This is a genomic window from Serratia sp. KG1D, from assembly GCF_037150675.1.
Taxonomy (GTDB): Bacteria; Pseudomonadota; Gammaproteobacteria; order Enterobacterales; family Enterobacteriaceae; genus Serratia; species Serratia nematodiphila.
In genome coordinates this window covers 1830676-1857627 of the sequence record NZ_JBAGIH010000001.1, presented here as the reverse complement: position 1 = coordinate 1857627, position 26952 = coordinate 1830676, and the positions used below count along the sequence as shown (strand labels likewise).

Here is a 26952-nt window from a genome sequence, read left to right as displayed (position 1 = left end):
GACCAGCAGCCCAATCCATTGAGCAAAATCGCTGAGTTTTCTGCGACTTGATTAATCAGCCCGTTCAGCGGCAAGAAAAAAGTTTTCCATGTTATGTTATAATATAACAAAATCATGTTACCGTTCCCCGGCAAAGTCACAATAACGCAAGGGGATGTATGAACGAAGTTGCACTTCCACCACGCCGTTCGCTGCCGGACGCTCAGGCATGGCGCGGCGAAATGAGTGATGTCGGGCTCGATTGGGTCGGGATGCAAGGGATCGCGCTGCCGCTGGAGCTGGCCGGCAAGCCATTGATGGCGAAGGTCGACGCCGGTATCAACCTGCGCGCCGAAGCGGCGGGGGAACGCGGCATTCACATGTCGCGGCTGTATCTGGCGCTGGACGAGTTGACGCAGGGAGAGCTGACGCCACAGCGCATCGGCCGAACGTTGCAGGCCTTTTTGGCTTCGCAGCCGGAACACAGCGATCGCGCCAGCCTGACGCTCAGCGGCGAGCTGTTGCTGTCACGCCCGGCGCTGCTGTCGCCGCAGCGCGGCTGGAAAGCCTATCCGCTGCGCATCGAGGCCACTCTGGCAGACACGCTGACGCTGGCGCTGACCGTCGGCGTGCCTTACTCCTCCACCTGCCCGAGTTCGGCGGCGCTCAGCCGCCAGCTGGCGCAGCAACAGTTCCAGTTTGATTTTGAACAGGAGGCGGAGCGGGTCAACCAGCGGCAGGTGAGCGAGTGGCTGTTGGAGCAAGGGATGCCGGCCACCCCCCACAGCCAGCGCAGCTGGGCCTGGATCACCGTGACGCCCGAGAATGAACGGGCGTTCGAACCGGTGAAGCTGATTGACCGTATCGAACACGCGCTGGGCACGCCGGTACAAACGCTGGTGAAACGCCGCGACGAGCAGGCCTTCGCGCTGGCCAACGGTCAGAACCTGATGTTTTGCGAGGACGCGGCGCGCCGTCTGTATCGCATGCTGCGCAGCCAGTGCGACTACCGCGCTTTCTCGCTGCGCGTTGAACATCAGGAGAGCCTGCATGCCCACAATGCGGTGGCGGAGCTGAGCTGGCGGGGAGAACACCATGCTGCGTAAAAATCCCAGTGGCCATCTGCCGCAGGTCTCGCCGCTGGCCTACATCGATCCCACCGCCATTCTATGCGGCCGGGTGATCGTCGAAGATTTCGTTTACGTCGGCCCGTATGCGGTGATCCGCGCCGACGAGTTGAACGCCGCCGGCGACATGGAGCCGATCGTCATCGGCTCGCACTCCAATATTCAGGATGGCGTGGTGATCCACTCCAAGAGCGGGGCGGCGGTGACCATCGGCCGTTACAGCTCGATCGCCCACCGCGCCATCGTGCACGGCCCGTGCCGCATCGGCGATCGGGTGTTTATCGGTTTCAACAGCGTGCTGTTCAACTGCCACGTTCAGTCCGGCTGCGTGGTGCGCTACAACGCGGTGGTGGACGGCGTGACGCTGCCGGAAAACCGCTATATCCCCTCGACCGAACGCGTGGGGCCGGACAGCGATCTGTCGCGCTATCGCCAGGTCGATCGCGGCGCGCTGCAGTTTTCGGAAGAAGTGGCCGCCACCAACGTCGAACTGGTGCGCGGTTATCAGGCATTACGCAATGAATTTTAATGAGGTTTCCATGAAACAACTTCCCGTGACCGTGCTTTCCGGCTTTCTCGGCGCCGGCAAGACCACGGTGCTGAACCATATCCTGAACAACCGGCAGGGCATGCGCGTGGCGGTGATTGTCAACGACATGAGCGAAGTGAACATTGACGCCGCGCTGGTGGAGAATGAAGTACATCTCGATCGCCAGGAAGAGAAGCTGGTGGAGATGAGCAACGGCTGCATCTGCTGCACGCTGCGCGAAGACCTGCTGGTGTCGGTGCGCGAACTGGCGCAGGAGGGGCGTTTCGATTACCTGTTGATCGAATCGAGCGGCATCTCGGAGCCGCTGCCGGTGGCGGAAACCTTTACCTTTGAGGATGAAACGGGCGAAAGCCTGTCCCAATTCGCCCGGCTGGATACGCTGGTGACGGTGGTCGACGGGGTGAATTTCATTCAGCAATACCAGCAGGCGCAAAGCCTGCAGGAGGCCGGCCAAAGCCTGGGTGAGGACGATCTGCGCAGCGTGGCGGACCTGTTGATTGAGCAAATTGAATTTTGCGACGTGATCCTGGTCAGCAAGACCGATCTGTTGACGCCAACGCAGCAGGGCGAAGTGATGGCGCTGCTGGCCAGCCTGAATCCCGACGCCCGCATTGTGCCGATCGCGCCGGGCAAACTGCCGCTGGAGGCGGTGCTGAATACCGGCAGCTTCAGCTTTGAAAAGGCGCAGCAGGCGCCCGGCTGGCTGAAAGAGCTGCGCGGCGAACACGTGCCGGAAACGGAAAGCTACGGCATCAGCAGCTTTGTCTATCAGGCGCGGCGGCCGTTTGCGCCGGACAAGTTCTACCGCGTGATCAACGGCGATTGGGGCGGCGGCAAGCTGCTGCGCTCGAAAGGCTTCTTCTGGCTGGCGACGCGGCCGCGGCAGGCCGGGCAGTGGAGCCAGGCCGGCGGCATCGCCCATTACGGCCTGGCGGGCACCTTTTGGCGCGCGATCCCGCAAGATAATTGGCCGCAGGATCCGCAAACGCGGGCGCATATTCAGGAGAAATGGGTGGAGCCGTTCGGCGACATGCGCCAGGAGTTGGTGTTTATCGGCCAGCACTTGCAACAGGCGGCGATCGTGCGTCTGCTGGACGACTGCCTGCTGAACGACGACGAAATGGCCGCCGGCGTGGACTATTGGCTGGACATGGCGGACCCGTTCCCTGAGTGGTAATTGCGCAATCTTCGTGTGGTAATGAGAAAAATTCTCAACAAAGTGCTTTACAGACGATACTGATAACTATTATCATCGCCTGGCAGTTCACGGAAGGCCACAGTTTGCGGCTCTGATGTGGAAGGCACGACATTGCTCACATTGCTTCCAGTGTTTTTTAAGCCAGCTCGGGTGCTGGCTTTTTTTTTGCCCGCTATTCCTCGTCCGTTTCGCCGTTTTGCAGCAGCGCATGTTTTTTCAGCATGCCGCGTAGCTGATGGTAGGTGAGTCCCAGCAGCTGCGCCGCCTTGCGCTGATTGAACCGGCCTTGCTGCAGCGCCGCTTCGAGAAGCGCCTTCTCCTGCTCGAGCTGCCAGTGTTTTAGTTCCAGCGGCAGCGCCGGCAACGCGCCGGCGCCTTCAGGTGCGGGTGCAAGCGGCGTGGCCTCGCGCGGCGCAAACGGGTTGATGACGATGTTGTCAAGCGGGCTGTCGCTGTCGCCGTGACGATAGACCGAACGTTCCACCACGTTTTTCAGTTCGCGCACGTTGCCCGGCCAGCCATATTCGAGCAACGTCTGCCTGGCGCGTTCGGTAAAGCCGGGAAACAGCGGCAGCCCTAGCTCGCGGCACATTTGAATGGCGAAGTGCTCGGCCAGCAACATGATATCGGGCCGGCGTTGGCGCAGCGGCGGCAGCTGCACCACGTCGAACGCCAGCCGATCCAGCAGATCGGCGCGAAACTTGCCCGCCGCCGCCAACGCCGGCAGATCGTCGTTGGTGGCGCACACCAACCGCACATCCACCCGCAGCGGCTGACTGCCGCCCACGCGTTCCAGCTGGCCGTATTCGATCACCCGCAGCAATTTCTCCTGCACCAGCATCGGCGCGGTCGCCAGCTCATCGAGGAACAGTGTGCCGCCGTCGGCGCGCTCGAAGCGGCCCAGATGACGTTTCTGCGCACCGGTAAAGGCGCCGGCCTCGTGGCCGAACAGCTCGGAGTCCAGCAGGTTTTCATTCAGCGCCGCACAGTTGAGCGAGATGAACGGCCCTTGCCAACGGTTGGAGAGGTAGTGCAGGCGGTGGGCGATCAGTTCCTTGCCGGTGCCGCGCTCGCCGATCACCAGTACCGGTTTGTTCAGCTTTGCCACCTGGGAGACTTGCTCCAATACGTCGACGAAGGCGTTTGCTTCGCCCAACAAATTCTCTGGCTGTTCGTTCATGATGAAATTCGCCAATGTTTGGTGAAAATAATCACTCTACAGCAAGCGCACGGAGAGTCAAAAATAAAGAGTTGTTGTTTTTCAATGATATAAAAGTTGGCACGGGTTTTGATTATCTCTTTGGGCAAGCTGTACGACTTAACGCGGCGCTTCAGACGCCATCAGAACCAAGAGGAAGTGAATTATGGGTATTTTTTCTCGTTTTGCCGACATCGTGAACGCCAACATCAACACCCTGCTGGACAAGGCGGAAGATCCGCAGAAGCTGGTGCGGTTGATGATCCAAGAGATGGAAGACACGCTGGTTGAAGTCCGCTCTACGTCGGCGCGCGCGCTGGCGGAAAAGAAACAGCTGCTGCGCCGCATCGAGCAGGGTGAAAGCCAAGTCAGCGACTGGCAGGAAAAAGCCGAGCTGGCGCTGCGCAAAGATAAAGAAGACTTGGCCCGCGCGGCGCTGATCGAAAAACAAAAGGTTGCCGACCTGATCGCCACGCTGACGCAGGAAGTGGCGACCGTAGAAGAAACGCTGGCGCGCATGAAGAGCGAAATCGGTGAGCTGGAAAACAAGCTGACCGAAACCCGCGCGCGGCAGCAGGCGCTGGCGCTGCGCCATCAGGCCGCCTCTTCCTCGCGCGAGGTACGCCGTCAGCTCGACAGCGGCAAGCTGGATGAGGCGATGGCGCGTTTCGAACAGTTCGAGCGCCGCATCGACCACATGGAAGCCGAAGCGGAAAGCATCAGCATCGGTAAAAAGAAGTCGCTGGACCAAGAGTTTGCCGAGCTGAAAGCCGACGACGCCATCAGTGAGCAGCTGGCGGCGCTGAAAGCCAAGATGAACCGCTCAGAGTAAGGCGAACCGCGGCCACACGCCGGAGGTGGCCGCCTATCCAGGACCCGATAAGAAGGAATAACAATGAGTGCTTTATTACTTGCCATTCCGCTGACAATTTTCGTGCTGTTTGTCGCGCCGATTTGGCTTTGGCTGCATTACAGCAATCGGCAACAGACCGGCATCCAGCTGAGTCAGCAAGAAATGCAGCGCCTGGCGCAGCTGGCGGAAGACGCCAAACGCATGCGTGAACGCATTCAGGCGCTGGAAGAGATCCTTGATGCGGAACACCCGAACTGGAGACAGTCCTGATGAGTAATACGCTGGGCAGTAAAAAGCTTTATCGCGTACCCGAAGAAGGCATGGTGAAAGGCGTCTGCGCCGGTTTGGCCCACTATTTCGACGTGCCGGTGCGCCTGATCCGCGTGATGGTGGTGCTGTCGCTGTTCTTTGGGCTGTTCTTCTTCACGCTGGTGGCCTATATCGCGCTGGTGTTCGTGTTGGACGAGGCGCCGGCCAGCCGCTTCGAAGGCGAGCATCAGAAGACGCCGCGCCAGCTGCTCGATCAACTGGAATATGAGCTGGGCAGCGGCGAGCAGCAGCTGCGTCAGGTCGAGCGTTACGTGACGTCCGACACCTTCGGCGTACAGAGCCGTTTCCGCAAGCTGTAACCCTTCTTGCGATACCCGGCCTGCGCAGGCCGGGCATCTTCGCCGCCGTTATCCCGTGAATGTAACCTTAATCATCTAGTGCCGGAGGGCATTGTCATGAATAAAATCGATGTCGCAAACACCGCCAGAACGGGTGGATTTAAACGAGGAGCGGCGGCAATGTTGAAGACATTGGCTAAAGTCATCATCATAGCGTTATTGAACTATGGCCCGGCGGGCGCTGCCGGCTGGCTGTTGAAAACCGTCGGCCGCAAACCGGTGCGCTTCGTGCTGGCGCTGGTGCTGGAACCGCTGTTCCGTAAAGGCCTGAACAAGGCTTTCGGGCGTTACGTCAAGGAGAGCAATGAAACGACTGCAAAATGAGTTAACCTCGCTGGTCAACCGCGGAATGGATCGCCATCTGCGCCTGGCGGTGACCGGCCTGAGCCGCAGCGGCAAAACCGCCTTTATCACCGCTTTCGTTAACCAACTGCTGCATGTGCACAGCGGCGCGCGCATGCCGCTGTTTTCACCGGTGCGCGAAGAACGCCTGTTGGGCGTTAAACGTATCCCGCAGCGCGATCTCGGCATCCAGCGTTTCACCTATGACGAAGGGCTGGCGCAACTGTACGGCACGCCGCCGGCCTGGCCGACGCCGACGCGCGGCGTCAGCGAAATTCGTCTGGCGTTGCGCTACCGCTCCAACGACTCGCTGCTGCGCCACTTCAAAGACACCTCAACGCTGTACCTGGAGATCGTCGACTATCCTGGTGAATGGTTGTTGGATCTGCCGATGCTCGAACAGGATTACCTGGCCTGGTCGCGCCAGATGACCGGGCTGCTGCAGGGCGAACGCGCCGAATGGGCTAAGCCCTGGCTTGAGCTGTGCAAAACCTGCGATCCGCTGGCGCCGGCCGACGAAAACCGGCTGGCGGCGATCGCACAGGCCTACACCGATTATCTGCTGCGCTGCAAAAGCGAAGGGCTGCACTTCATTCAGCCGGGGCGTTTCGTGCTGCCGGGCGACATGGCCGGCGCGCCGGCGCTGCAGTTTTTCCCGTGGCCTGACGTGGCCGCGATCGGCGAGTCGAAGCTGGCGCAGGCCGACAAACACACCAACATCGGCATGTTGCGCGCTCGCTTCAATTACTACTGCCAGTCGATCGTCAAGAACTTCTACAAAGAGCATTTCGTCCGTTTCGATCGGCAAATCGTGCTGGTCGACTGCCTGCAGCCGCTCAACAGCGGCCCGCAGGCGTTCAACGACATGCGTCTGGCGTTGACCCAACTGATGCAGAGCTTTCATTACGGCAAGCGCACGCTGTTTCGCCGCTTGTTCTCGCCGACCATCGACAAACTGATGTTCGCCGCCACCAAAGCGGACCATATCACCGCCGATCAGCACGCCAATCTGGTGTCCTTGCTGCAACAGCTGGTGCAAGAGGCGTGGCAGAATGCGGCGTTCGAAGGCATCAGCATGGATTGCGTCGGCCTGGCCTCGGTGCAGGCGACCGAGAGCGGCATCGTCGATCATCAGGGGCAGCGTATCCCGGCGCTGAAGGGCAACCGCCTCAGCGACGGCGCGCCGCTGACGGTGTTCCCTGGCGAAGTGCCCGCCCGCCTGCCGGGGCCGGCGTTCTGGCAGAGCCAGGGGTTCCACTTCGATGAGTTTCGCCCGCGCGCCATGAGCGTGGACAGCCCGTTGCCGCATATCCGTCTGGATGCGGTGATGGAGTTTTTATTGGGAGATAAATTGCGATGAGCGAGCCGATCAAACCGCGTATCGATTTTGACGAGCCGCTGCAGCCGCCGCAGGAACCGGCGTTGCGCGCCGGCGTCGCTTTCGACGCCGAGCAGGCGGAAAGCTTCTTTCCGGCGGCGCCGGAGCTGCAGCAGGAGGAGGAAGAAGGGCGCGCCGAAGGCATCATTAACGCCGCGCTGAAGCCGAAACGCAGCCTGTGGCGCAAAATGGTCACCGCCGGGCTGGCGCTGTTCGGCGTCAGCGTGGTGGCGCAGGGCGTGCAGTGGGTGCATACCGCCTGGGCGCAGCAGGACTGGATCGCCATGGGCGGCGGCGTGGCCGGCGGCCTGATCGTGTTCGCCGGCGTCGGTTCGGTGGTCACCGAGTGGCGGCGTTTGTATCGGCTGCGCCAGCGCGCGGAGGAGCGCGACGTGGCGCGCGAGCTGTTGCACAGCCACGGGCTGGGGCAAGGGCGCGAATTCTGCGAGAAGTTGGCGCGCCAGGCCGGGCTGGATCAGGGGCATCCGGCGCTGCAGCGCTGGCAGGCCTCGCTGCATGAAACGCAAAACGATCGTGAAGTGGTGGAGCTGTACGCCAAACTGGTGCAGCCGGTGCTCGACAACCAGGCGCGGCGCGAAATCAGCCGCTCCGCCGCCGAGTCGACGCTGATGATCGCCGTCAGCCCGTTGGCGTTGGTGGATATGGCGTTTATCGCCTGGCGCAACATCCGTTTGATCAACCGCATCGCCGCGCTGTACGGCATCGAACTGGGTTACTTCAGCCGCATTCGTCTGTTCCGGTTGGTGCTGCTCAATATCGCTTTCGCCGGCGCTTCCGAGCTGGTGCGCGAAGTGGGCATGGACTGGATGTCGCAGGATCTGGCGGCGCGGCTGTCGGCGCGCGCGGCGCAGGGCATTGGCGCCGGGCTGTTGACCGCGCGACTGGGCATCAAGGCGATGGAACTGTGCCGCCCGCTGCCGTGGCTGGAAGGGGAAAAACCGAAGCTTGGCGATTTCCGCAGCCAGCTGATCGGCCAGTTGAAAGATACGCTGAAAAAGGGCGACGGCAAGGCCAAATAACCCCGCGACGGCGCTCTCAGGAGCGCCGTTTTCTGAGCGGCGCCGACGCCGGACGTAATCGAGACTTGACGACAGTCGATCCCCCTGTGATTGCGTGATAAATCTCTGCAAAATTAATTATGATTGTGATAACTCTCTGTTTACAGGCTAAAATTACGCCGATGCTGTTATTCACTTGCGTTTAAAATCAGCAACCACGGCAATAAATCAGAGTTCTGTCAACTTTTGCTGACAGATCGCTTCTACCGCCCGGTGCGAGGGAGTATCATCATCGTCAACGATCCCCGCACTTGCAGAGATAAGGCCAACACTGATGCGTTTGGAAGTATTTTGCGAAGACCGCCTCGGTCTCACTCGAGAATTACTCGATCTTTTGGTATCGCGCAGCATTGACTTACGTGGCATCGAGATCGATCCCATCGGCCGCATTTACCTCAATTTTTCCCAGCTGGACTTCGATACTTTCCGCGCGTTGATGGCGGAGATCCGTCGCATCGCCGGCGTGACCGACGTGCGCACCGTCAGCTTTATGCCTTCCGAACGCGAGCATCGCGCGCTGCGTGCGCTGCTGGAGTCGATGCCGGAGCCGGTGTTCTCTATCGATATGAAGGGCAAGGTCGAGCTGGCCAACCCGGCGGCGCTGGCGCTGTTCAGCCTGAGCGAAGACAAGATCCGCAACCAGACCGCCGGGGCGCTGATCGGCGGCTATAACTTCAGCCGCTGGCTGGAGAGCGAGCATACGGCGCCGCACTCAGAACGGGTGGTGATCCGCAGCCAGGACTTCCTGATGGACATTACGCCTATCTATCTGGAGGACGAACAGCAACAGCCGGCTGCGGTCGGCGCAGTGGTGATGTTGAAGTCCACCGCGCGAATGGGCCGCCAACTGCAAAATCTGTCGGTGAACGACGATACCGAATTCGACCACATCGTCGCGGTGAGCGCCAAGATGCGTCACGTGCTGGAGCAGGCGCGCAAGCTGGCGATGCTCGATGCGCCGCTGCTGATCGTGGGCGATACCGGCACCGGCAAGGATATTCTGGCCCGCGCCTGCCACCTGCGCAGCCCGCGCGGCAAGCAGCCGTTCCTGGCGCTGAACTGCGCCGCGCTGCCGGATGACGTGGTGGAGAGCGAGCTGTTCGGCCATGCGCCGGGCGCTTATCCCAACGCGCTGGAAGGCAAAAAGGGCTTCTTCGAGCAGGCCAACGGCGGTTCGGTGCTGCTGGATGAGATCGGCGAAATGTCGCCGCGCATGCAGACCAAACTGTTGCGTTTTCTCAATGACGGCACGTTCCGCCGGGTCGGCGAAGAGCATGAGGTGCACGTCGACGTGCGCGTGATCTGCGCCACCCAGAAGAACCTGACCGAGCTGGTGCAGCGCGGCGAATTCCGCGAAGACCTCTATTATCGCCTCAACGTGCTGACCATCACCATCCCGCCGCTGCGCGAACGTCCGCAGGACATCATGCCGCTGACCGAGCTGTTCGTGGCGCGCTTCGCCGATGAGCAGGGCGTGGCGCGGCCCAAGCTGGCGAACGATCTGGGCGGCTTCCTCAGCAAATACGGCTGGCCGGGCAACGTGCGCCAGCTGAAAAACGCCATCTACCGCGCGCTGACGCAAACCGAAGGCTACGAACTGCGGCCGCAGGATATCGTGTTGCCGGAGTTCGAGGTGGAGATGTCGTTGGGCGACGAGGTGCTGGACGGCTCGCTGGACGACATCAGCAAGCGTTTCGAGCGCTCGGTGCTGACGCGCCTGTATCGCACCTATCCCAGCACCCGCAAGCTGGCGAAGCGCCTGGGCGTTTCCCATACCGCCATCGCCAACAAGCTGCGCGAGTATGGCCTGAGCAGCCGTAAAGGCGGCGCCGAGGGCGAAGAATAAGAAAGGCGCCTTGCGGCGCCTTTAGCGTGTTTCCAAAGCCGGCGAACGCCGGCTTTGTTATTTCAGCGCTGCCAGCGCCGCGTCGTAATCCGGCTCGGTGGTGATTTCGTTCACCAGCTCGCTGTACAGCACGTTGTCCTGGCCATCCAGCACCACGACCGCACGCGCGGTCAGGCCCGCCAATGGACCTTCGGCGATTTCAACGCCGTATGCCTGTTTGAACTCGGCGCCGCGCAGGGTGGACAGGGTGACCACGTTGCTCAGGCCTTCCGCGCCGCAGAAACGCGACTGCGCGAACGGCAGATCGGCGGAAATGCACAGCACCACGGTGTTATCCAGGCCGCTGGCCAACTGGTTGAATTTACGCACCGACGTCGCGCAGACGCCGGTATCGATGCTTGGGAAGATGTTCAGGACTTTGCGTTTACCCGCGAAGCTGCTCAGCGCTACGTCTGACAGGTCTTTGGCAACCAGCGAGAAGGCCTTGGCCTGTTCGCCCTGCTGTGGCAGTTTGCCCGCTACGCTGACCGGATTGCCTTGAAAATGTACTGTCTGAGTCATTGCTAGATTCCTTTTACAGGTGTTTATACAAAGGGTATGAACCTGATGGAACGGCGCGCCGGCGACGGCTGTTAACATCAGGTTCACACCCTGGCGCCAGTTTATGACAAGCGGGGCGGATTGGATATCAAAGTTTGCTAAATAGTTGTATATATTAGGCTGTTCTATAAAACATCACCGGCGCATCAGCCTGCCTGGATGCGCAGTTTTCGCTCAGGAGCCGTTATGAGAGACATGCGTTTTTACCCGGAAGCCTGGCCGCTGCACACCGCCTTCGTGATCGCGCGCGGCAGCCGCACCGAAGCCAGGGTGGTGGTGGTCGAAATCGAACAGCAGGGCGTGCGCGGCGTCGGCGAATGCACGCCGTATCCGCGCTATGGCGAGAGCGAGGAATCGGTGATGGCGCAGCTGGCTGAGATGGCGCCGGCGATCGCGCGGGGCATCACCCGCGAGCAGCTGCTGTCGCAGATGCCGGCGGGCGCGGCCCGCAACGCTCTGGATTCGGCGCTGTGGGATCTGGAGTGTCGTCTGCACGGGCAAAGCCTGTGGCAGCGCAGCGGCGTGACGGCGCCGGCGCAGATCAGCATGGCGCAGACCGTCAGCATCGGCACGCCGGAAGCGATGGCCTTCGCCGCGCGTGAGCTGGAGCGGCAGGGCGCCACGCTGCTGAAGATCAAACTCGACGATCACTATATCAGCGAGCGGCTGGTGGCGATCCGCGCCGCGGTGCCGCAGGCGACGCTGATCGTCGACGCCAATGAATCCTGGCAGGCGGAAGGGCTGGCGGCGCGCTGCCAGCTGCTGGCCGATCTCGGCGTAGCGATGCTGGAGCAGCCGCTGCCGGCCGGTGACGACGCCGCGCTGGAGCACTTTATCCATCCGCTGCCGATCTGCGCCGATGAGAGCTGCCACACCCGTGCCGATCTGCCGCGGCTGGCGCAACGCTATCAGATGGTCAACATCAAACTGGACAAAACCGGCGGCTTGACCGAGGCGTTGGCGCTGGCGCAGGCCGCGTGCGAACAAGGGTTCGCCATCATGCTCGGCTGCATGTTATGTACGTCGCGGGCGATATCCGCTGCCTTGCCGCTGGCGCCGGCGGCGCGCTTCGTCGATCTGGACGGCCCGACCTGGCTGGCGCGAGACGCCGAACCGGGCCTGGCGTTCGAATGCGGGGCGATCGTCGATATCGCCCCGTAGGGATTAATCCGGGTAGGTCAACAACTCGGTCATCGCGTCGATGTAACGCTCGCTGGCGGCATCGGCGGAGATCGGCGGGAATTCGGCGGTGATGCACGGCAGCGACAGATCCGCGCACCAGCTGCCGAACGAGCCGGGCGTTTCATAACCGACGCTGGTCACCAGCGGCAGCTCGAACTTGTGCGACAGCCAAACGCCGAGCCGCGAGCTGGCGGGATCTTCAATGCAGGCCAGCGGCTCATGGAACGACACCACCCAATGCGGCTTCAGGCGATGGATCAGATGACACAGCGCCTGGGTTTCCGGTTCGGAGCCGGGGCGCCCGCCGGTGGAGAGCCTGACGTCGCGCACCGGCGCCGCGCTGTTCCAGCGGTAGACGGTGTCGCCGGAGCGCCAGTTGGCGGCCGGGAAGTTGCGGTTCAGATCGACGCCGTTGGCATTGGCGCGCAGCCCCAGCTGACAGCCGTCGGGGTTGACCGCCAGCACCACGTGGTGGCGCAACTGTTCGGGGGCGATGCTGCGCAGCGCGCAGGACAGGGTTACGATGGCGGCGCTCTCATCGCCGTGGGTGCCGGCGATGATCAGCCCGGTCTGCGGGCCGCTGACCGCCGCCGGGAAATAGAGCAGCGGTGCGCCCAGCAGCGAGCTGCCGTAGTTCTCTCCTGCGATGGCCAACTGGCCACGTTCACTGCGTGGTCGATGTTCGGTCATGGTATTGTCCCTGAGTTAAAGCCGAGAGTCATTGTCATTTTATTCAGTGTATTACGCTTTGAGACATCTTTCCCATCGCAATTGTGCGGCGTTTGCGCGATCTGTGATGCGGTAGCGGCGAAAACGCCAATTAAACCGCACCTGGCCTGAGGCTGTTGTTATACTAACGGCAGAGCTAAGCCAATCACCCGCAAGAGGATTTAACATGCCAGTAGCCAGAATCATCGCCAGCTATAGCGAAAATGAAAATGACACCATCACGCTGCTGTGCGGCGTAGACGCTGAAAACCAGATCCGCCAGGGGGAATGGTTCGGCGTGGTGAAAAACGACGACGGGCGCGGGGACGAATCGAACTATCCGTTCACCCTGCATATCGATTACCAGAAAGATGCCTTCTACCTCGACTACGGTTACGACGACGCGGATGCGCGCCAGCTGCAAAAAACCGATATCTCGGCACGTCCGCTGGCCGAGAAAGGCTTTTTCACCGTGTTCGATGAAGAAGAGGGCGAAGAGTTCAGCTACCGCATCAACAGCATCCACCTGTACGACTGACGGTCGCCGCTGCAAACACCGCCCGTGCCGCCCTGTGCCGCACGGGTTTTTTTATCGCCTGAATCGCACTTTTTGCAACTTCTCGGCCGTGAGCGCTAGGCCGGATGGATCTTGTGCTATATGATAAAAAATTCAGATGGTTAACGGGGGACAAATCACAATGACGGGAAAAAAAATGCAACGGGGTTTTCGTTTGGCGCTCTGCGCGGCGGCGATCGGCGCCTGTATGAGCAGCGCCATGGCGGCGCAGGTTCCCCCGGGCACCGCGCTGGCGGACAAACAGGAAATCGTGCGCCACATTAAAGACGAACCGGCCTCGCTCGATCCGATCAAAGCGGTGGGCTTGCCGGAGGCTCAGCTGGCGCGCGATCTGTTCGAAGGGCTGGTCAATCAGGACGCCAACGGCAAAGTGATCCCCGGTGTCGCCACCCGCTGGCAGACCAGCGACAACCAGACTTATATCTTCCATCTGCGTAAAGACGCGCGGTGGTCAAATGGTGACCCTGTCACGGCAAAAGACTTCGTCTACAGCTGGCAGCGGCTGGTAGAACCGAAAAATTTGTCGCCGTTCGCCTGGTTCGCGCAGCTGGCGGGGATCCAGAACGCCGAGCAGATCATCAGCGGCAAACTGCCTGCCGATCGCTTGGGCGTATCGGCGCCGGATGACTACACGCTCAAGGTGCAGTTGGACAAGCCGGTGCCGTACTTCGTCAGCCTGACGGCCAACTTCAGCCTGTTCCCGGTGAACAAGGCGGTGGTGGAAAAATACGGCAACGACTGGACCAAGGTCGGCAATCTGGTGGGCAACGGCGCGTTCAAACTGCAGGAACGGGTGGTGAACGAGAAGCTGGTGCTGACGCCTAACGACCATTACTGGGATCATGCGCGCACCGTGCTGACCAAAGTGACCTTCGTGCCGATCAACCAGGAATCCAACGCCACCAAGCGTTACCTGGCGGGTGACATCGACATCACCGAATCCTTCCCGAAAAACATGTATCAGAAGCTGCTGAAAGACATTCCGGGGCAGGTGTACACCCCGGATCAATTGGGCACCTATTACTACGCGTTCAACACCCAGCGTGCGCCGACCAACGACGTGCGGGTGCGTCAGGCCTTGTCCTACGCCATCGATCGCAAGATTATCGCGGAAAAAGTGCTGGGCACCGGCGAAAAACCGGCCTACCACTTTACGCCGGACGTCACCGCCGGGTTCAAACCCGAGGCGAGCTTGCTGCAACAGCAATCGCAGGCGGAGCTGGACGCGCAGGCCAAAGCGTTGCTGCAGGCGGCCGGTTACGGCCCGAACAACCCGCTGAAGCTGACGCTGCTGTATAACACCTCGGAAAGCCACCAGAAGATCGCCATCGCCGTGGCCTCGATGTGGAAGAAAAAGCTGGGGATTGACGTCAAGCTGCAGAATCAGGAGTGGAAAACTTACATCGACAGCCGCAATACCGGCAATTTCGATGTGATCCGCGCCTCCTGGGTGGGTGACTATAACGAGGCGTCGACCTTCCTGTCGCTGCTGACCTCCACCCACAGCGGCAATATCGCCAAGTTCAAGAATGCGGACTACGACAAGCTGCTGGCGCAGGCGGGGCGGGAAACCAACCCGGCGGCGGTGACCGCCGATTACAACAAGATGGAACAGATCATTGCCGATCAGGCGCCGATCGCGCCGATATACCAATACACCAACGGCCGCCTGATCAAACCGTGGGTAAAAGGCTACCCGATCACCAATCCGGAAGACGTGGCCTATAGCCAAACGATGTATATCATCAAACACTGAGTTGGTTTATTTACCGCCCCTGCGCAATGTGGGGGCGTTATTTTTTTTCGGCGGCGAAACCACGAGAATAATTAATTTTCCACGCGATAAACCCCGTTTAATAATAAACAGGGTTGCCATCATCACATTAATATTGTCTATTTCAGAGCGCGGTTACGCTTACAGACAGTCCCGCATGGCGTCCACCACTACGCGGCCGCTCATATCGGTCTGAGTAATGCGGTAGCTGGTGGGATAAGAACGACGGGTACTGAAACGATCGTGGACGGAGACCTTGCCAATCTGCAGGCCGGCGGCGTTTTTCACCACGAACTCACTGATCTCTTCCTGGCCCTGGTTTTGCAAATGAATATTGCTGATTTTTTCCAGCGTATCGCTGGCGTTTATTTTTAAATGGTCGCGTAACATAACTACCTCCTCGTAGTGAGAAAAGTATATGCCCCTAAAATTTGCGCTGAAACAGCTTTGTGTTGATTTATTATTATCATTTTGAATTAAAATTGATAGCAATATGTTAAGTCATAATAATAACGGCATTACCAGCGCTTTATCGGTGATATTGTCTGATTTATCGGCAAGGGTTTATTTCATTGCCGTTATTATTAGTCTGCATTAATGGGAAACAGCGCCGGCCTGGCCGCCGGCGCGGGAAAGACGCAGGCGACGTTGTGCCCACAGCCGGGCACGATCGTTAACCGATGCGGTTTATCCGGCGCCAGATAACGTCGGTTATAGTCGGCATAGGCCAGGGCGCGCTGCAGCCGATAGGGACCCTGTAGCTGGGCGGCGCAGGATTTGTCGAGTATCCGATAGTAGGCGCCCGGCGCGGTGCCGGTATCATCGGCGGCGGCCAGATAGGTGATATCGGCCGCAGCATAGCGCCTGCGAGCCGCGTCTGCAGTGCGCTGCAGGTGAGCGGGAAGCGCTTCCAGACCGTATTTCCAGCGATTGGCCTGCGGGCAGCGGCCGGCGTCCAGCGTTTGCCAGCGGAAACGGCAGGCTGTTTCACTGCCGCAGCTTCCCCAGCTTGTGGGCAGAGGGCGCAGGCGATCAAAATAGAGCCAGCTGCCGGGATCGGCCACCACATAGCGCAGACGCACTCCGCTTGGCGGATGAGCAAAGCCGACATAATGTTGTACGAACTGGGCGCCGGCGGAAAAACCGGCCACGGTGATCGACTGCAGCGACGGCCAACGCCGTTTCAGATCGGCCAGCAGGTTATCCATGGCGTTGAACGAGCCGGTTTTCCCGCCATTATCCAAACCGCCTGCGATCCACGAGCCGCAGCGCCAGAGAGCGTCACCGTCTTGCGGCTGGGGCAGACCGGCGGAATGGCAGCGGGCGGCGAGTTTCACCGGCACCTGGAACAGCGGGGCGACCAGCAAGCTGTTGTCTCCCGCTCCCTGCGCGGCATCGATCGCCGCTTGCAACGTCTTGGCGGCGTCGCGTGGATGCCCGTGCATCACCACCAGCGCGGTATGCGGCTGGGGGGATCGAGCGCGAGCGACAAAATAAGGCAGAGAACCCGCCGCCGTCGGCGCGTGGTAGGGCGTGGCGAGACGTTCTAACACCGGTTCTGCGCGAACCGATTGGCCGAACAGCAGCAGAGTGGCCATGGCGATGCAGCGCAGGCGGCGGCGCCTCGTCAGGTTCGGCGCAGCACCGTGCGCAGTTGTCTCAGGACTTCCCGGCATCGTTGTTCCTCACGCGCGCGTTGATAGTAGCGATAAAAGGCGCGTTCCGAACTGAGGTTACCCGCGCGTGCCAGCTGCCTGAAGGTCAGGAATGCCAGGCTGAACATAATCATAATAAATAATAGGCCGGGGAACAGCAGCTGCCAGCCGTCGGTGATGCGCGCATTAGGCAGATAGTGGAGTGAATGGGGCGTAATCAATACCCCTAACTGCTGCAGTCCCCATTGAGTCAAAGCGGGGAACAGCACCAGCAGCGTAACGAACACCAAATACAGCAAAAAATAGCGGCAGGAAAGCAGGAAACGTTTGAAAGCGTTATTGGCGCTTGGCCGCAACACGAAGCCAGCGGACGTGGCGCGCAAGATTTGCTGGCGGCCACCGGTGAAGCGATAGCGTTCCAGCGCCGCTACGCTGTCCGGTAACGCCAACAGCAGCTGCAGTGCAGTGAGGCTGGCGCTGCTGTTGCCGATATAGTCGCGAAAGCGTAACAGGCGTATGGGGGCGCTTTGGGGCTTCTCGACGGATTCGAGCAGGTTTAGCAGCTTATCGTGGTTTTCCCGCCGAATGCGGAAGGGCATTTTGACGAGGGCGAAAAACATCGCGCCAAAGGCGCCTACGGTGGGTACGACGATGTCCAGAAAAGTTTTTAGCATGGCGATCTCCTGCGGTTCTCCGTTCGTTCCTTGCGGCAGAAGTATAGATCACGTTTATGGGACAACGAGAAAACTGGCGTTACAGCTTGGCCTTTGATCTCCAAGGCGTTAACGCTAGACTCAGCAACATAAGCAAGACTGAGGGGATAAATGAATGGATGTGATTGAGGGGAGCGAGCTGCAGGTCGCCGATGCGGTTTACGCCTACCAGCTCGACGGCAAGGGGGGCGTCACGCCGATCGAGCGGGATGACAAGATCACCTGCGACGCACCGTGCTGGCTGCATCTTGATTACGCGCACCCGGCCAGCGCTGAATGGCTGAGTACCACGCCGCTGCTGCCGGACTCGGTGCGTGAAGCGCTCTCCGGCGAAAGCTCACGGCCGCGCGTCAGCCGCCAGGGCGAAGGCACCATGATCACCCTGCGCAGCATCAACTTTAACGCCAACTCACGGCCGGACCAGTTGGTCACCATCCGCGTGTACATCACCGATAAACTGATTATCTCCACGCGGCACCGCAAGGTGTATTCCATCGATCAAGTGGTGAACGATCTGCAAAGCGGCGCTGGGCCGACCAACAGCGGCAGCTGGCTGGTGGAAATTTCCGATGCGTTGACCGATCACACCAGTGAATTTATCGAGGATCTGCACGACAAGATTATCGATCTGGAGGACGCCTTGCTGGAGCAGCAGGTGCCGGAGCGCGGCCAGCTGGCGCTGATCCGTAAACAGCTGATCGTGCTGCGCCGTTACATGGCGCCGCAGCGCGACGTCTTCGCGCGGCTGGCCAGCGACCGCCTGCCGTGGATGAGCGATGACGATCGTCGCCGCATGCAGGATATCGCCGATCGCCTGGGACGGGGATTGGACGATCTGGACGGCAGCATCGCGCGCACCGCCATCTTGTCCGACGAAATCACCACGGTGATGGCCGACGCGATGAACCGCCGCACTTACACCATGTCATTGTTGGCGATGGTATTTCTGCCCACCACTTTCCTGACCGGGTTGTTCGGGGTCAACCTTGGCGGTATTCCGGGCGGCGGTAATCCTTTCGGTTTCGCGGCATTTTGCCTGATGCTGGTCGGATTGGTGCTTGGCGTCGCCTGGTGGTTGAAGCGCAGCCGCTGGCTGTAGGCAAAAATGACGAAAACCCGGTTAACATTGAGCAATATCAACATTTAGCCGGGGTAAATGGGGCATGATCTCTCTCGCAGGTGAATGCAACGTCAAGCGATGGGCGTTGCGCTCCATAATTGTCTTACTTTCTTATTTTTGAATTACTGCATAGCACATTTGATTCGTACAATGCCGGTTTAATCACCGGCATTTTTTTATTCGGCTTTCCTTCTTCTTCAGGCCGCGCTTTCATCCCAGAAGCTGGCTTCAATCTTGTGCCCATCCAAATCACGGACAAAGCAGCCGTAGTAAGCCTCGCCGTAATGCGGCCGCGAACCGGGCGCGCCTTCATCGACGGCGCCGGCCAGCAGCGCCTGGCGATGGAATTCATCCACCTGTTGCTTACTGGTGGCGAAAAAACCGACGTGCGTGCCATTGCCGGGCGAGGCCGGCCGGCCGTCGATCGGCACCTGCAGCCAAAACTCCGGGTAGTCGCGGCCGTAACCAATGGCGCCGGGATGCTCCAGCACGCGTCGGCAACCCAAAGCGGCCAGTGCACGATCGTAAAAGGCGGCGGCGGCCTCGAAATCGTTGGAGCCCAGTGAGACGTGGGACAGGCAGGGGGTGATGTTCATTGCGCGATCTCCATATGACTGTATAAATAAACAGTATAGGGTAAAAACGGCACTGCCCAGTAAATTTTGCGCAAACTGTGAACAGGATCGAGATCGTCGGGAAAGGTAAATGTCGCCGCTCGCAGGATGGCAAGCGGCGAGGGGGCTTATTTGATTTCCAGCACGTTCAAACGCTCTGGCGCAGGCGCCGCGTCGTCCGAGTCTTCCGGCTGCCAGCCGACCGGCTGCATCGGGATGTCTTCGCGATCGAAGGCCAAATCGCCACCGTCCACCACGGCGCTGCCGTGGTGAATGCCTTTGAAATCGAACAGGTTGATATCGCTCAGGTGCGAAGGCACCACGTTCTGCATGGCGCTGAACATGGTTTCCAACCGGCCTGGGTAACGCTTGTCCCAGTCGCGCAGCATGTCACCGATCACCTGGCGCTGCAGATTAGGCTGCGAGCCACACAGATTGCATGGAATGATCGGGAACGCTTTGGCGATCGAGAAACGCTCGATGTCTTTCTCGCGGCAATAGGCCAGCGGGCGGATGACCACGTGTTTGCCGTCGTCGCTCATCAGCTTGGGCGGCATGCCTTTCATCTTGCCGCCGTAGAACATGTTGAGGAACAGCGTCTGCAGAATGTCGTCGCGGTGGTGACCCAGAGCGATCTTGGTGGCGCCCAGTTCGGTGGCGGTGCGGTACAGAATGCCGCGGCGCAGGCGCGAACACAGCGAACACGTGGTTTTCCCTTCCGGGATCTTGTCTTTAACGATGCTGTAGGTGTTTTCTTCGACGATCTTGTACTCCACCCCCAGGCTTTCCAGATAGGCGGGCAGAATGTGCTCCGGGAAGCCGGGCTGTTTCTGATCGAGGTTCACCGCCACCAGCGAGAAGTTGACCGGCGCGCTTTGCTGCAGATTGCGCAGGATCTCCAACATGGTGTAGCTGTCTTTGCCGCCGGACAGACAGACCATGATGCGGTCGCCTTCTTCAATCATATTGAAATCGGCGATCGCTTCGCCCACGTTGCGGCGCAGGCGCTTTTGCAATTTGTTCAGGTTGTACTGCTCTTTTTGGCTAACGGATTGCTTTTCTGACATTTAAATCGTGCTCATTCTCAATGGGGGGCACTAGGGGCATGGCGTTATAGACCGCGAGTTTACCATTCAACCGGCCGATTTTGATCATTATTCATCATCCAGTCGCCACGCACCCGACGCGAGGCCTGTATGGTACGGATTGCGCGCCGGAATGCCAGCAGGTTTTGTTGCTGCGATTTACGTCGGCGGTAAAAGAACAGGGCGCGAATCGCTCGCGCCCTGAGGGAGGTTACTCAGCGGCGGACTTTTCCGCCTTGCCGGCCAGCAGGCTGAGGAAATCGTATTTCTCCTTCAGCTCTTTCTCGGCGGCCTGATACAGCGCGCTGGCCACCTCCGGCTGCTGCGCGTTCAGGCGACGGAAACGCTGCTCGTTCAGCAGTGTTTCAGCCAGGCTGCTGTTCGGCGGGCGCGAATCCAGCGCCAATGCGGCCTTGCCCTCGGCGCTGCGGCGCGGATCGAAGCGGTACAGCGGCCAGAAACCGGTGGCGGTCAGCTGTTTCATCTGATCGTGGCTGAGCGCCAGATCGTAGCCGTGCTCTTCGCACGGGCTGTAGGCGATGATCAGCGACGGCCCCGGATAGGCCTCGGCCTCCTGAATCGCTTTCACCGTCTGGTTAAGCTGCGCCCCCAGCGAAATCTGCGCGACGTAGACATGGCCGTACATCATCATACTGACGCCCAGATCCTTGCGCGCCTTGCGCTTGCCGTGCTCGCCGAACTTGGTCACCGCGCCCAGCGGCGTGGCCTTCGACTGCTGGCCGCCGGTGTTGGAGTAGCACTGGGTGTCGAGCACCAGCACGTTGACGTTCTCCGTCAGGCTGAGCACGTGATCCAAACCGCCGAAGCCGATGTCGTAGGCCCAACCGTCTCCGCCGATCAGCCAGATCGATTTATCCACCAGGTAGTCGGCGTCCGCCGCCAGCTGGCGCGCGTCTTCGCCTTCGAAACTCGCCAGCAGCGTGCGCAGTTCGGCGATTTGCTTGCGACGCGGCTCCGGCGCCACGTCTTCCATCTGCAGGGCGTTGACCAATTGCTCCGGCAGCTGCGGCGCCAGTGCGTTCAGCAGACGCAGCACTCGCGCGCGATGTTGATCGACCGTCAGGCGGAAGCCCAGGCCGAATTCGGCGTTGTCTTCGAACAACGAGTTGGCCCACGCCGGCCCGCGCCCTTCGGCGTTGGTAGTGTACGGCGTGGTCGGCAGGTTGCCGCCGTAGATCGACGAACAGCCGGTGGCGTTGGCGATCAGCAAACGGTCACCATAGAGCTGGGTCAACAGCTTGATGTACGGCGTTTCGCCGCAGCCGGAGCAGGCGCCGGAGTACTCGAACAGCGGCGTGATCAGCTGCGAGGTGCGAATGTCGATGCGCTCCAGCTGCGCCGGATCGATTTCCGGCAACTGCAGGAAGAAGTCGTAGTTGTCTTTCTCCGCCGCCAGATTATCGAGGCGCGACGCCATGTTGATGGCCTTGATTTCCGGGTTCTGGCGATCTTTCGCCGGGCAGACCTCGACGCACAGGTTACAGCCGGTGCAATCTTCCGGCGCTACCTGCAGCACGTATTTCTGGCCGCGCATATCGCGCGCTTTCACATCCAGAGACTGCAGAGAGGCGGGGGCGTGTTCCATCTCCGCCGGCTGCACCACCTTGGCGCGAATGGCGGAGTGCGGGCAGGCGGCGACGCAGTGGTTGCACTGGGTGCACAGGTCGGGCTGCCAGATCGGGATCGCTTCGGCGATGTTGCGCTTTTCCCACTGGGTAGTGCCCACCGGCCAGGTGCCGTCCGGCGGGAAGGCGGAAACCGGCAGCGCATCGCCCAGCCCGGCCAGCATCGCGGCGGTAACGGTTTTGACGAAGTCCGGCGCGGCGTCCGACACCACCGGCGGGCGCATCGGGCTGCTGGCGTCGACCGGCTGCAGCGGGATCTCGGTCAGCGCGGCGCGGGTGGCGCCCAGCGCCTGCCAGTTGCGCTCGACGATCTCCTGGCCCTTGCTGCTGTAGCTGCGGGCGATGGCGTCCTGCAGCTGTTGCAGCGCCACGTCGCTCGGCAGGATCTGCGTCAGGTGGAAGAACGCCATCTGCATTACGGTGTTGATGCGCGCGCCGAGCCGGCATTCACGCGCCAGCTTGGCGGCGTTGATGATATAGAAACGCGCCTGGCGTTGGTGCAACAGCGCCTGAACCTCCTGCGGCAGGCGCGACCAGACCTCATCGGCGCCGTAAGGGGTATTGAGCAGGAAGGTGCCGCCGGGCTTCAGGCGTTCGACCATCTGGTACTTATCGATAAACTGCAGCTGGTGGCAGCCGACGAAGTCCGCGTGGCTGACCAGGTAGGCCGAGTTGATAGGCTGCTCGCTGACGCGCAGATGCGACACCGTCAGGCCGCCGGCCTTTTTGGAGTCATAGACGAAATAGCCCTGGGCATACAGCGGCGTGGCGTTGCCGATGATTTTGATGTTGTTCTTGGTGGCCGAGACCGAGCCGTCGCTGCCCAAACCGTAGAACAGCGCTTCCAGCGAGGCGCGCTGCGGCAGGATTTCGTCGCTCAGCGGCAGCGAAAGCCCGGTGACGTCATCGAAGATGCCGACGGTGAAACGCGGGCGCGGTTGCGGCAGGGCCAGCTCGCGGAATACCGCCAGCGCGCAGTCCGGACCGAACTCTTTCGACGACAGGCCGTAGCGGCCGCCGATCACCCGCGGCAGCGTGGCGCGCTCCCCCCGGCTGTAGGCTTCCGCCAGCGCGGTCATCACGTCCAGATACAGCGGCTCGGCCAGCGCGCCCGGCTCTTTGGTGCGATCGAGCACCGCGACGCTGCGCACGCTGTCCGGCAGCGCGCCGAGCAGATGCTGGGCGGAGAACGGCCGGAACAGCCGCACCTTCAGCACGCCGACTTTCTCGCCGCGGGTCAGCAGGGTGTCGATCACTTCTTCGCAGGTGCCGGCGGCGGAACCCATCACCACCACCACGCGTTCGGCCTGCGGGTGGCCGTAATAGTCGAACGGCCGATAGCGGCGGCCGGTGAGGGCGGCGAAGGCTTCCATGGCGTCGATCACGTGTTGGCCGGTGGCGTCATACCACGGGTTGGTGGCTTCGCGCGACTGGAAATAGGTGTCCGGGTTGGCGGAAGTGCCGCGCACCACCGGATGATCCGGCGACAGCGCCCGGCTGCGGTGCGCGTCGACCGCCGCCTGCGGCAGCATCTGCCGCAGCGTATCGTCGCTGAGAGGCACAATCTTGTTGATCTCGTGCGAGGTGCGGAAACCGTCGAAGAAATGGATAAACGGCACGCGCGCGTTGAGGGTGGCGGTCTGCGAGATCAGCGCGAAGTCCTGCGCCTCCTGCACGTTGCCGGCACACAGCATGGCGCAGCCGGTTTGGCGCACCGCCATCACGTCCGAATGGTCGCCGAAGATGGACAGCGCGTGCGTGGCCACGGTGCGCGCGGCGACGTGCAGCACGAACGGCGTCAGCTCGCCGGCCAGTTTGTACAGCGTGGGGATCATCAGCAGCAGGCCCTGCGATGAAGTGAACGAGGTCGACAGCGCGCCGGTTTGCAAGGCGCCGTGCACGGTGGCGATCGCGCCGCCTTCCGACTGCATTTCCACCACCCGCGGAATATCGCCCCAGATGTTTTGCCGGCCATCGCCGGACCAGGCATCAGCCTGCTCCGCCATGGTGGAGCTTGGCGTGATAGGGTAGATGGCAATCACTTCGTTGGTGCGATAGGCCACGGAAGCGACTGCATTATTACCATCTGTAGTTATCATCGGCGTTACCTTTTCATTGCTCACAAAGCCGCGAAAGCGCACTTTCGCAGTAATGGAAAAAAGTCTAACAGAGGGGGCGAACGTGGCTTTATCGCGTTTGTGTGGCGGGTGATAAATCGTCAAAGGCATATTTCCTCGCCGATTAGGGGCCGGCGGCAATAAATTGTTTTCACCGTTTAAAGACAATTTATTTCCGGCGCGTCATAATTGCGCATCGGCAAATTGACAGAAGAAAACCATGAGCGCATTTATGTATTTGACGATGGCGATAGTCGCGGAAGTGATCGCCACCACCATGTTGAAAGCCTCTGAGGGCTTTACCCGCCTGTGGCCGTCGCTGCTGGTGGTGCTGGGCTACGGTGTGGCGTTTTGGGGGCTGTCGATGGTGGTCAAGAGCATGCCGCTGGGCATCGTGTATGCGATTTGGTCGGGCATGGGGATTGTGCTGGTGTCGGTCGCCGCGGTGTTCGTTTATCAGCAAAAATTGGATTGGCCGGCGATCGTCGGCATGGGATTAATTATTGCCGGCGTGCTGGTGATTAATTTACTGTCGAAAGCCTCGGTGCACTGAATGTTATTTTGATGTAAAAAAAGCCGGCGTGACAGCAAGTCACGCCGGTTGAAGAATTCAGTCATCATTCACTGAAAATAGTGGAATGCTAATTACTTAGCGCCGCCAGCATAGACAAAAATATCGTTCTCTCCGGTAGCAAAAAATGCGCCGCTGCAATGAAAGCACACGAAGATAATTAATACTGCTGTCGCGGGAAAAACTTCCTCGATGGCCGCGGTGACGTTATCACTTTTTTGCGTGCGGCCAGCGCCTGACAGCGAGTGGCGCCGTCACGGAAATATTCTGCAAACAAAATAAATGTTCGGCCGGCGCAAAAAAACGACAAATAATGGCTGGAATATATTTTCATTATTTATATATCGAGCTAGATTAAACAAGTTTGCATCAAAGATAGCGAAACGTGTCCGCCAAGTGACGCGCGTTATCAGCAATGGCGATTTTACACAGCGCAGTTCCGGGTTCAGGAGTGGGATAATGACGACATCAAAATGGCTGCTTGCCAGCGCCGTGCTGCTTTTAGCCGCCTGCAGCAGCAATAACGAAGAGCCAGTACAGCAGGGCAACAGTGCCAGAATCAATACGTTGCAGACCAGCACCGGTTGCGCGGCGGTCGGTGGCGTTACCACCATCGCGCACAATTTGAACGGTGAAGCGCTGCGCATGTGCCAGATGCCGAACGGCAAGCAGTGCGAAGAGCGCACGCTGGCCCTGGGCAGCTGCGCCGGGTAAGCCCCGGCGCCTGGCCTGCAGGATCAATACACCCAATCGCGCAGGGTATAAATAAGCGTGTGGCCGCTGCCGGTGAGCGTCAGCTGCTGTGCGTTTAGCGTCACTTCGGCGCCGTTTTCCAGCACGGTGCCGATCACCCGATCCCAGCGGTTGCGCTGCTCATCAGGGCACAGCTTGCGCGTCGTGGCCAGCGATTTCACCGTCAGCACGCCGTCGCGTAATTGCCCCTGACCGAAAAAGCGGTTGCACATCGTGCCGGAGACATGCAGGTTCTCGCCGAACTCCAGATTGAGCAGGCCGCCGCCCGCCGGTGATTTTGCCGTGTCGCCATCCACGCTTTGCAACACGAAGTTGTGATGCAGCAGATCGCCTGGCGTGACGGCCGTGTGTGGTTTCATGCTGCACCCCGCTAAGGCCAGCGCCGCAAGGGCGGCCACCGTGGTTTTTCTCATCGCGTTCTCTCAAATAAACAGGGCGCCGCAAGGGCGCCCCGAGGTTACGCTCAGGCGTTCAACTGGTTCGGGCAGGCTTCGCCGCGATCCAACTGGCTGATGTTCTGCAGCGTGGTTTGGGAAATGCTGGTCAACGCCTCTTCGGTCAGGAAAGCCTGATGGCCGGTGAACAGCACGTTGTGGCAGGCCGACAGGCGGCGGAACACGTCATCCTGAATCACGTCGTTAGACTTGTCCTCAAAGAACAGATCGCGTTCGTTCTCGTAGACGTCCATCCCGAGGGCGCCGATTTTTTGCTGCTTCAGCGCATCGATGGCGGCGGTGGAGTCGATGAGCGCGCCGCGGCTGGTGTTGATCACCATTACGCCGTTTTTCATCATCGCAAAGGCGTCGGCATTCAGCAGATGGTGGTTCTCCGGCGTCAGCGGGCAGTGCAGGGTGATCACGTCGGATTGCGCGTACAGCGTCTTCAGATCGACATACTCCGCGCCCAGTTCCAACGCCTGTTCGCTCGGGAACGGATCGTAGGCCAGCAGTTTCATGCCGAAGCCTTTTAGAATGCGCATCGTCGCCACGCCGATTTTACCGGTGCCGATCACGCCGGCGGTGCGATTGTGCATGTTAAAGCCGATCAGCCCTTCCAGCGAGAAGTTGGCGTCGCGGGTACGCTGATAAGCGCGGTGAATACGGCGGTTCAGGCACATCATCATGCCGACCGCGTGTTCTGCCACGGCCTCCGGCGAGTAGGCCGGCACGCGCACCACCTTGATGCCCAGTTCTTTGGCGGCGTCCAGATCGACGTTATTGAAACCGGCGCAGCGCAGGGCGAGAATTTCGACGCCCAGCGCCGCCAGTTCTTCGAGCACTTCACGGCTGCCGTCGTCGTTGACGAAGATACACACCGCCTTGCAACCGGCGGCCGTTTTGGCGGTTTTTTTACTGAGTAAAAAGTCGAAGAATTCCAGCTCATAGCCAAACTGCTGATTCACCAGTTCGAGGTATTTACGGTCATACTGTTTGGTACTGTATATCGCCAATTTCATCGTGGTTTCTCCACCGTGATTTTGTGATCAATTTAACAGATTTTAGTAAATTCGACAATTGGTTAGCCCGTTTCGACATGGCCGAAATCGCTGCTGCAAGGCTGCGGTGGGTCTGGATACGATGGAGGGAAGACGACGGTGGCGACAGGCGGCAAAAAAATCC

The 26952-nt window shown here is 60.2% G+C and carries 27 protein-coding genes; 16 read left to right on the top strand and 11 right to left on the bottom strand.

Annotated elements, in window-relative coordinates; all coding sequences use genetic code 11:
- Positions 1-158 precede the first annotated feature (158 nt).
- Genes folE2 through zigA form a run of 3 tightly spaced genes read left to right on the top strand, consistent with a single transcriptional unit; the run spans position 159 to position 2833 of the window.
- Entirely contained in the window at positions 159-1085 is a 927-nt protein-coding gene (folE2, locus tag WFM45_RS09035) for a GTP cyclohydrolase FolE2 (RefSeq protein WP_033632926.1), read from the top strand.
- Positions 1075-1635: a carbonate dehydratase gene (locus WFM45_RS09030; protein ID WP_048323719.1), complete on the top strand. Its 561-nt coding sequence runs from the start codon at positions 1075-1077 to the stop codon at positions 1633-1635. The genes folE2 and WFM45_RS09030 overlap by 11 nt, the downstream gene beginning before the upstream one ends.
- A gap of 10 nt (positions 1636-1645) precedes the next feature.
- Entirely contained in the window at positions 1646-2833 is a 1188-nt protein-coding gene (gene zigA, locus WFM45_RS09025; RefSeq protein WP_015378013.1) for a zinc metallochaperone GTPase ZigA, read from the top strand.
- A 193-nt stretch (positions 2834-3026) separates the two neighbouring features.
- Here zigA and pspF read toward each other — a convergent pair whose 3' ends face one another.
- The gene (pspF, locus tag WFM45_RS09020) at positions 3027-4034 is read right to left on the bottom strand and encodes a phage shock protein operon transcriptional activator (RefSeq protein ID WP_033632928.1); all 1008 of its coding nucleotides are present in this window, start codon (positions 4032-4034) and stop codon (positions 3027-3029) included.
- 184 nt (positions 4035-4218) lie between these two features.
- Here pspF and pspA point away from each other — a divergent pair, with 184 nt between their 5' ends.
- The 7 genes from pspA (at position 4219) to tyrR (ending at position 10218) form a co-directional block, all read left to right on the top strand.
- Positions 4219-4884, top strand: a complete 666-nt coding sequence (gene pspA, locus WFM45_RS09015) for a phage shock protein PspA (RefSeq protein ID WP_004930555.1) — start codon at positions 4219-4221, stop codon at positions 4882-4884.
- 63 nt (positions 4885-4947) lie between these two features.
- Positions 4948-5175, top strand: coding sequence for an envelope stress response membrane protein PspB (gene pspB / locus WFM45_RS09010; RefSeq protein ID WP_004930553.1), 228 nt, complete (start codon positions 4948-4950; stop codon positions 5173-5175).
- Positions 5175-5534 carry an envelope stress response membrane protein PspC gene (gene pspC, locus WFM45_RS09005; protein WP_015378011.1) on the top strand — a complete coding sequence of 120 codons (360 nt, stop codon included), beginning with the start codon at positions 5175-5177 and terminating at the stop codon, positions 5532-5534. Before pspB ends, pspC begins: the two co-directional genes overlap by 1 nt.
- A 96-nt stretch (positions 5535-5630) precedes the next feature.
- Positions 5631-5897: a phage shock protein PspD gene (gene pspD / locus WFM45_RS09000; RefSeq protein ID WP_031299672.1), complete on the top strand. Its 267-nt coding sequence runs from the start codon at positions 5631-5633 to the stop codon at positions 5895-5897.
- The gene (locus tag WFM45_RS08995) at positions 5878-7275 is read left to right on the top strand and encodes a YcjX family protein (protein WP_049188991.1); all 1398 of its coding nucleotides are present in this window, start codon (positions 5878-5880) and stop codon (positions 7273-7275) included. The genes pspD and WFM45_RS08995 overlap by 20 nt, the downstream gene beginning before the upstream one ends.
- Entirely contained in the window at positions 7272-8333 is a 1062-nt protein-coding gene (locus WFM45_RS08990) for a YcjF family protein (protein WP_336955242.1), read from the top strand. Before WFM45_RS08995 ends, WFM45_RS08990 begins: the two co-directional genes overlap by 4 nt.
- Positions 8334-8646: 313 nt before the next feature.
- Entirely contained in the window at positions 8647-10218 is a 1572-nt protein-coding gene (gene tyrR, locus WFM45_RS08985; protein WP_015378008.1) for a transcriptional regulator TyrR, read from the top strand.
- A 57-nt stretch (positions 10219-10275) separates the two neighbouring features.
- Here the strand turns inward: tyrR and tpx are convergent, their stop codons facing one another.
- Positions 10276-10779: a thiol peroxidase gene (tpx, locus tag WFM45_RS08980; protein ID WP_004930536.1), complete on the bottom strand. Its 504-nt coding sequence runs from the start codon at positions 10777-10779 to the stop codon at positions 10276-10278.
- A 225-nt stretch (positions 10780-11004) separates the two neighbouring features.
- Here tpx and ycjG point away from each other — a divergent pair, with 225 nt between their 5' ends.
- Positions 11005-11979 carry an L-Ala-D/L-Glu epimerase gene (gene ycjG, locus WFM45_RS08975; protein WP_250602481.1) on the top strand — a complete coding sequence of 325 codons (975 nt, stop codon included), beginning with the start codon at positions 11005-11007 and terminating at the stop codon, positions 11977-11979.
- 3 nt (positions 11980-11982) lie between these two features.
- Here ycjG and mpaA read toward each other — a convergent pair whose 3' ends face one another.
- Positions 11983-12690 carry a murein tripeptide amidase MpaA gene (gene mpaA / locus WFM45_RS08970; RefSeq protein WP_004930517.1) on the bottom strand — a complete coding sequence of 236 codons (708 nt, stop codon included), beginning with the start codon at positions 12688-12690 and terminating at the stop codon, positions 11983-11985.
- Positions 12691-12895: 205 nt separating this feature from the next.
- On the opposite strand from mpaA, the gene WFM45_RS08965 reads away from it, so the two are divergent.
- Positions 12896-13246: a hypothetical protein gene (locus WFM45_RS08965; protein WP_015378006.1), complete on the top strand. Its 351-nt coding sequence runs from the start codon at positions 12896-12898 to the stop codon at positions 13244-13246.
- A gap of 160 nt (positions 13247-13406) precedes the next feature.
- A complete protein-coding gene (locus WFM45_RS08960; protein WP_015378005.1) occupies positions 13407-15041 on the top strand; it encodes a peptide ABC transporter substrate-binding protein in 1635 nt (544 codons plus the stop codon).
- Between the two features lie 159 nt (positions 15042-15200).
- Here the strand turns inward: WFM45_RS08960 and WFM45_RS08955 are convergent, their stop codons facing one another.
- From WFM45_RS08955 to WFM45_RS08945, 3 genes are all read right to left on the bottom strand, one after another.
- Positions 15201-15449: a hypothetical protein gene (locus WFM45_RS08955; RefSeq protein WP_004930507.1), complete on the bottom strand. Its 249-nt coding sequence runs from the start codon at positions 15447-15449 to the stop codon at positions 15201-15203.
- Positions 15450-15643: 194 nt separating this feature from the next.
- Positions 15644-16735 carry a hypothetical protein gene (locus WFM45_RS08950; protein WP_336955236.1) on the bottom strand — a complete coding sequence of 364 codons (1092 nt, stop codon included), beginning with the start codon at positions 16733-16735 and terminating at the stop codon, positions 15644-15646.
- A complete protein-coding gene (locus tag WFM45_RS08945) occupies positions 16687-17388 on the bottom strand; it encodes a hypothetical protein (RefSeq protein WP_235363715.1) in 702 nt (233 codons plus the stop codon). The genes WFM45_RS08950 and WFM45_RS08945 overlap by 49 nt, the downstream gene beginning before the upstream one ends.
- A 154-nt stretch (positions 17389-17542) precedes the next feature.
- Between WFM45_RS08945 and zntB the strand changes: the two genes are divergently transcribed.
- Complete coding sequence (gene zntB, locus WFM45_RS08940) at positions 17543-18526, top strand: zinc transporter ZntB (protein ID WP_004930499.1); 984 nt, start codon at positions 17543-17545, stop codon at positions 18524-18526.
- 218 nt (positions 18527-18744) lie between these two features.
- Here the strand turns inward: zntB and WFM45_RS08935 are convergent, their stop codons facing one another.
- The 3 genes from WFM45_RS08935 to nifJ all read right to left on the bottom strand — a co-directional run bounded on the left by WFM45_RS08935 (position 18745) and on the right by nifJ (position 23991).
- Complete coding sequence (locus tag WFM45_RS08935; protein ID WP_004930496.1) at positions 18745-19143, bottom strand: VOC family protein; 399 nt, start codon at positions 19141-19143, stop codon at positions 18745-18747.
- Between the two features lie 146 nt (positions 19144-19289).
- Positions 19290-20228 (bottom strand): tRNA 2-thiocytidine(32) synthetase TtcA, encoded by a 939-nt coding sequence (gene ttcA / locus WFM45_RS08930; RefSeq protein ID WP_004930494.1) that lies wholly within the window; start codon positions 20226-20228, stop codon positions 19290-19292.
- Positions 20229-20457: 229 nt separating this feature from the next.
- Entirely contained in the window at positions 20458-23991 is a 3534-nt protein-coding gene (gene nifJ / locus WFM45_RS08925; protein WP_103085322.1) for a pyruvate:ferredoxin (flavodoxin) oxidoreductase, read from the bottom strand.
- A gap of 238 nt (positions 23992-24229) precedes the next feature.
- Between nifJ and ssmE the strand changes: the two genes are divergently transcribed.
- Positions 24230-24562: a multidrug efflux SMR transporter SsmE gene (ssmE, locus tag WFM45_RS08920; RefSeq protein WP_004930487.1), complete on the top strand. Its 333-nt coding sequence runs from the start codon at positions 24230-24232 to the stop codon at positions 24560-24562.
- A gap of 477 nt (positions 24563-25039) precedes the next feature.
- Complete coding sequence (locus WFM45_RS08915; protein ID WP_016927569.1) at positions 25040-25294, top strand: DUF333 domain-containing protein; 255 nt, start codon at positions 25040-25042, stop codon at positions 25292-25294.
- A gap of 23 nt (positions 25295-25317) precedes the next feature.
- Here the strand turns inward: WFM45_RS08915 and hslJ are convergent, their stop codons facing one another.
- On the bottom strand, positions 25318-25746 hold the full coding sequence (gene hslJ, locus WFM45_RS08910; protein ID WP_033640169.1) for a heat shock protein HslJ: 429 nt from the start codon (positions 25744-25746) through the stop codon (positions 25318-25320).
- Positions 25747-25796: 50 nt separating this feature from the next.
- Positions 25797-26789, bottom strand: a complete 993-nt coding sequence (locus tag WFM45_RS08905) for a 2-hydroxyacid dehydrogenase (RefSeq protein WP_016927571.1) — start codon at positions 26787-26789, stop codon at positions 25797-25799.
- Positions 26790-26952: the final 163 nt, after the last annotated feature.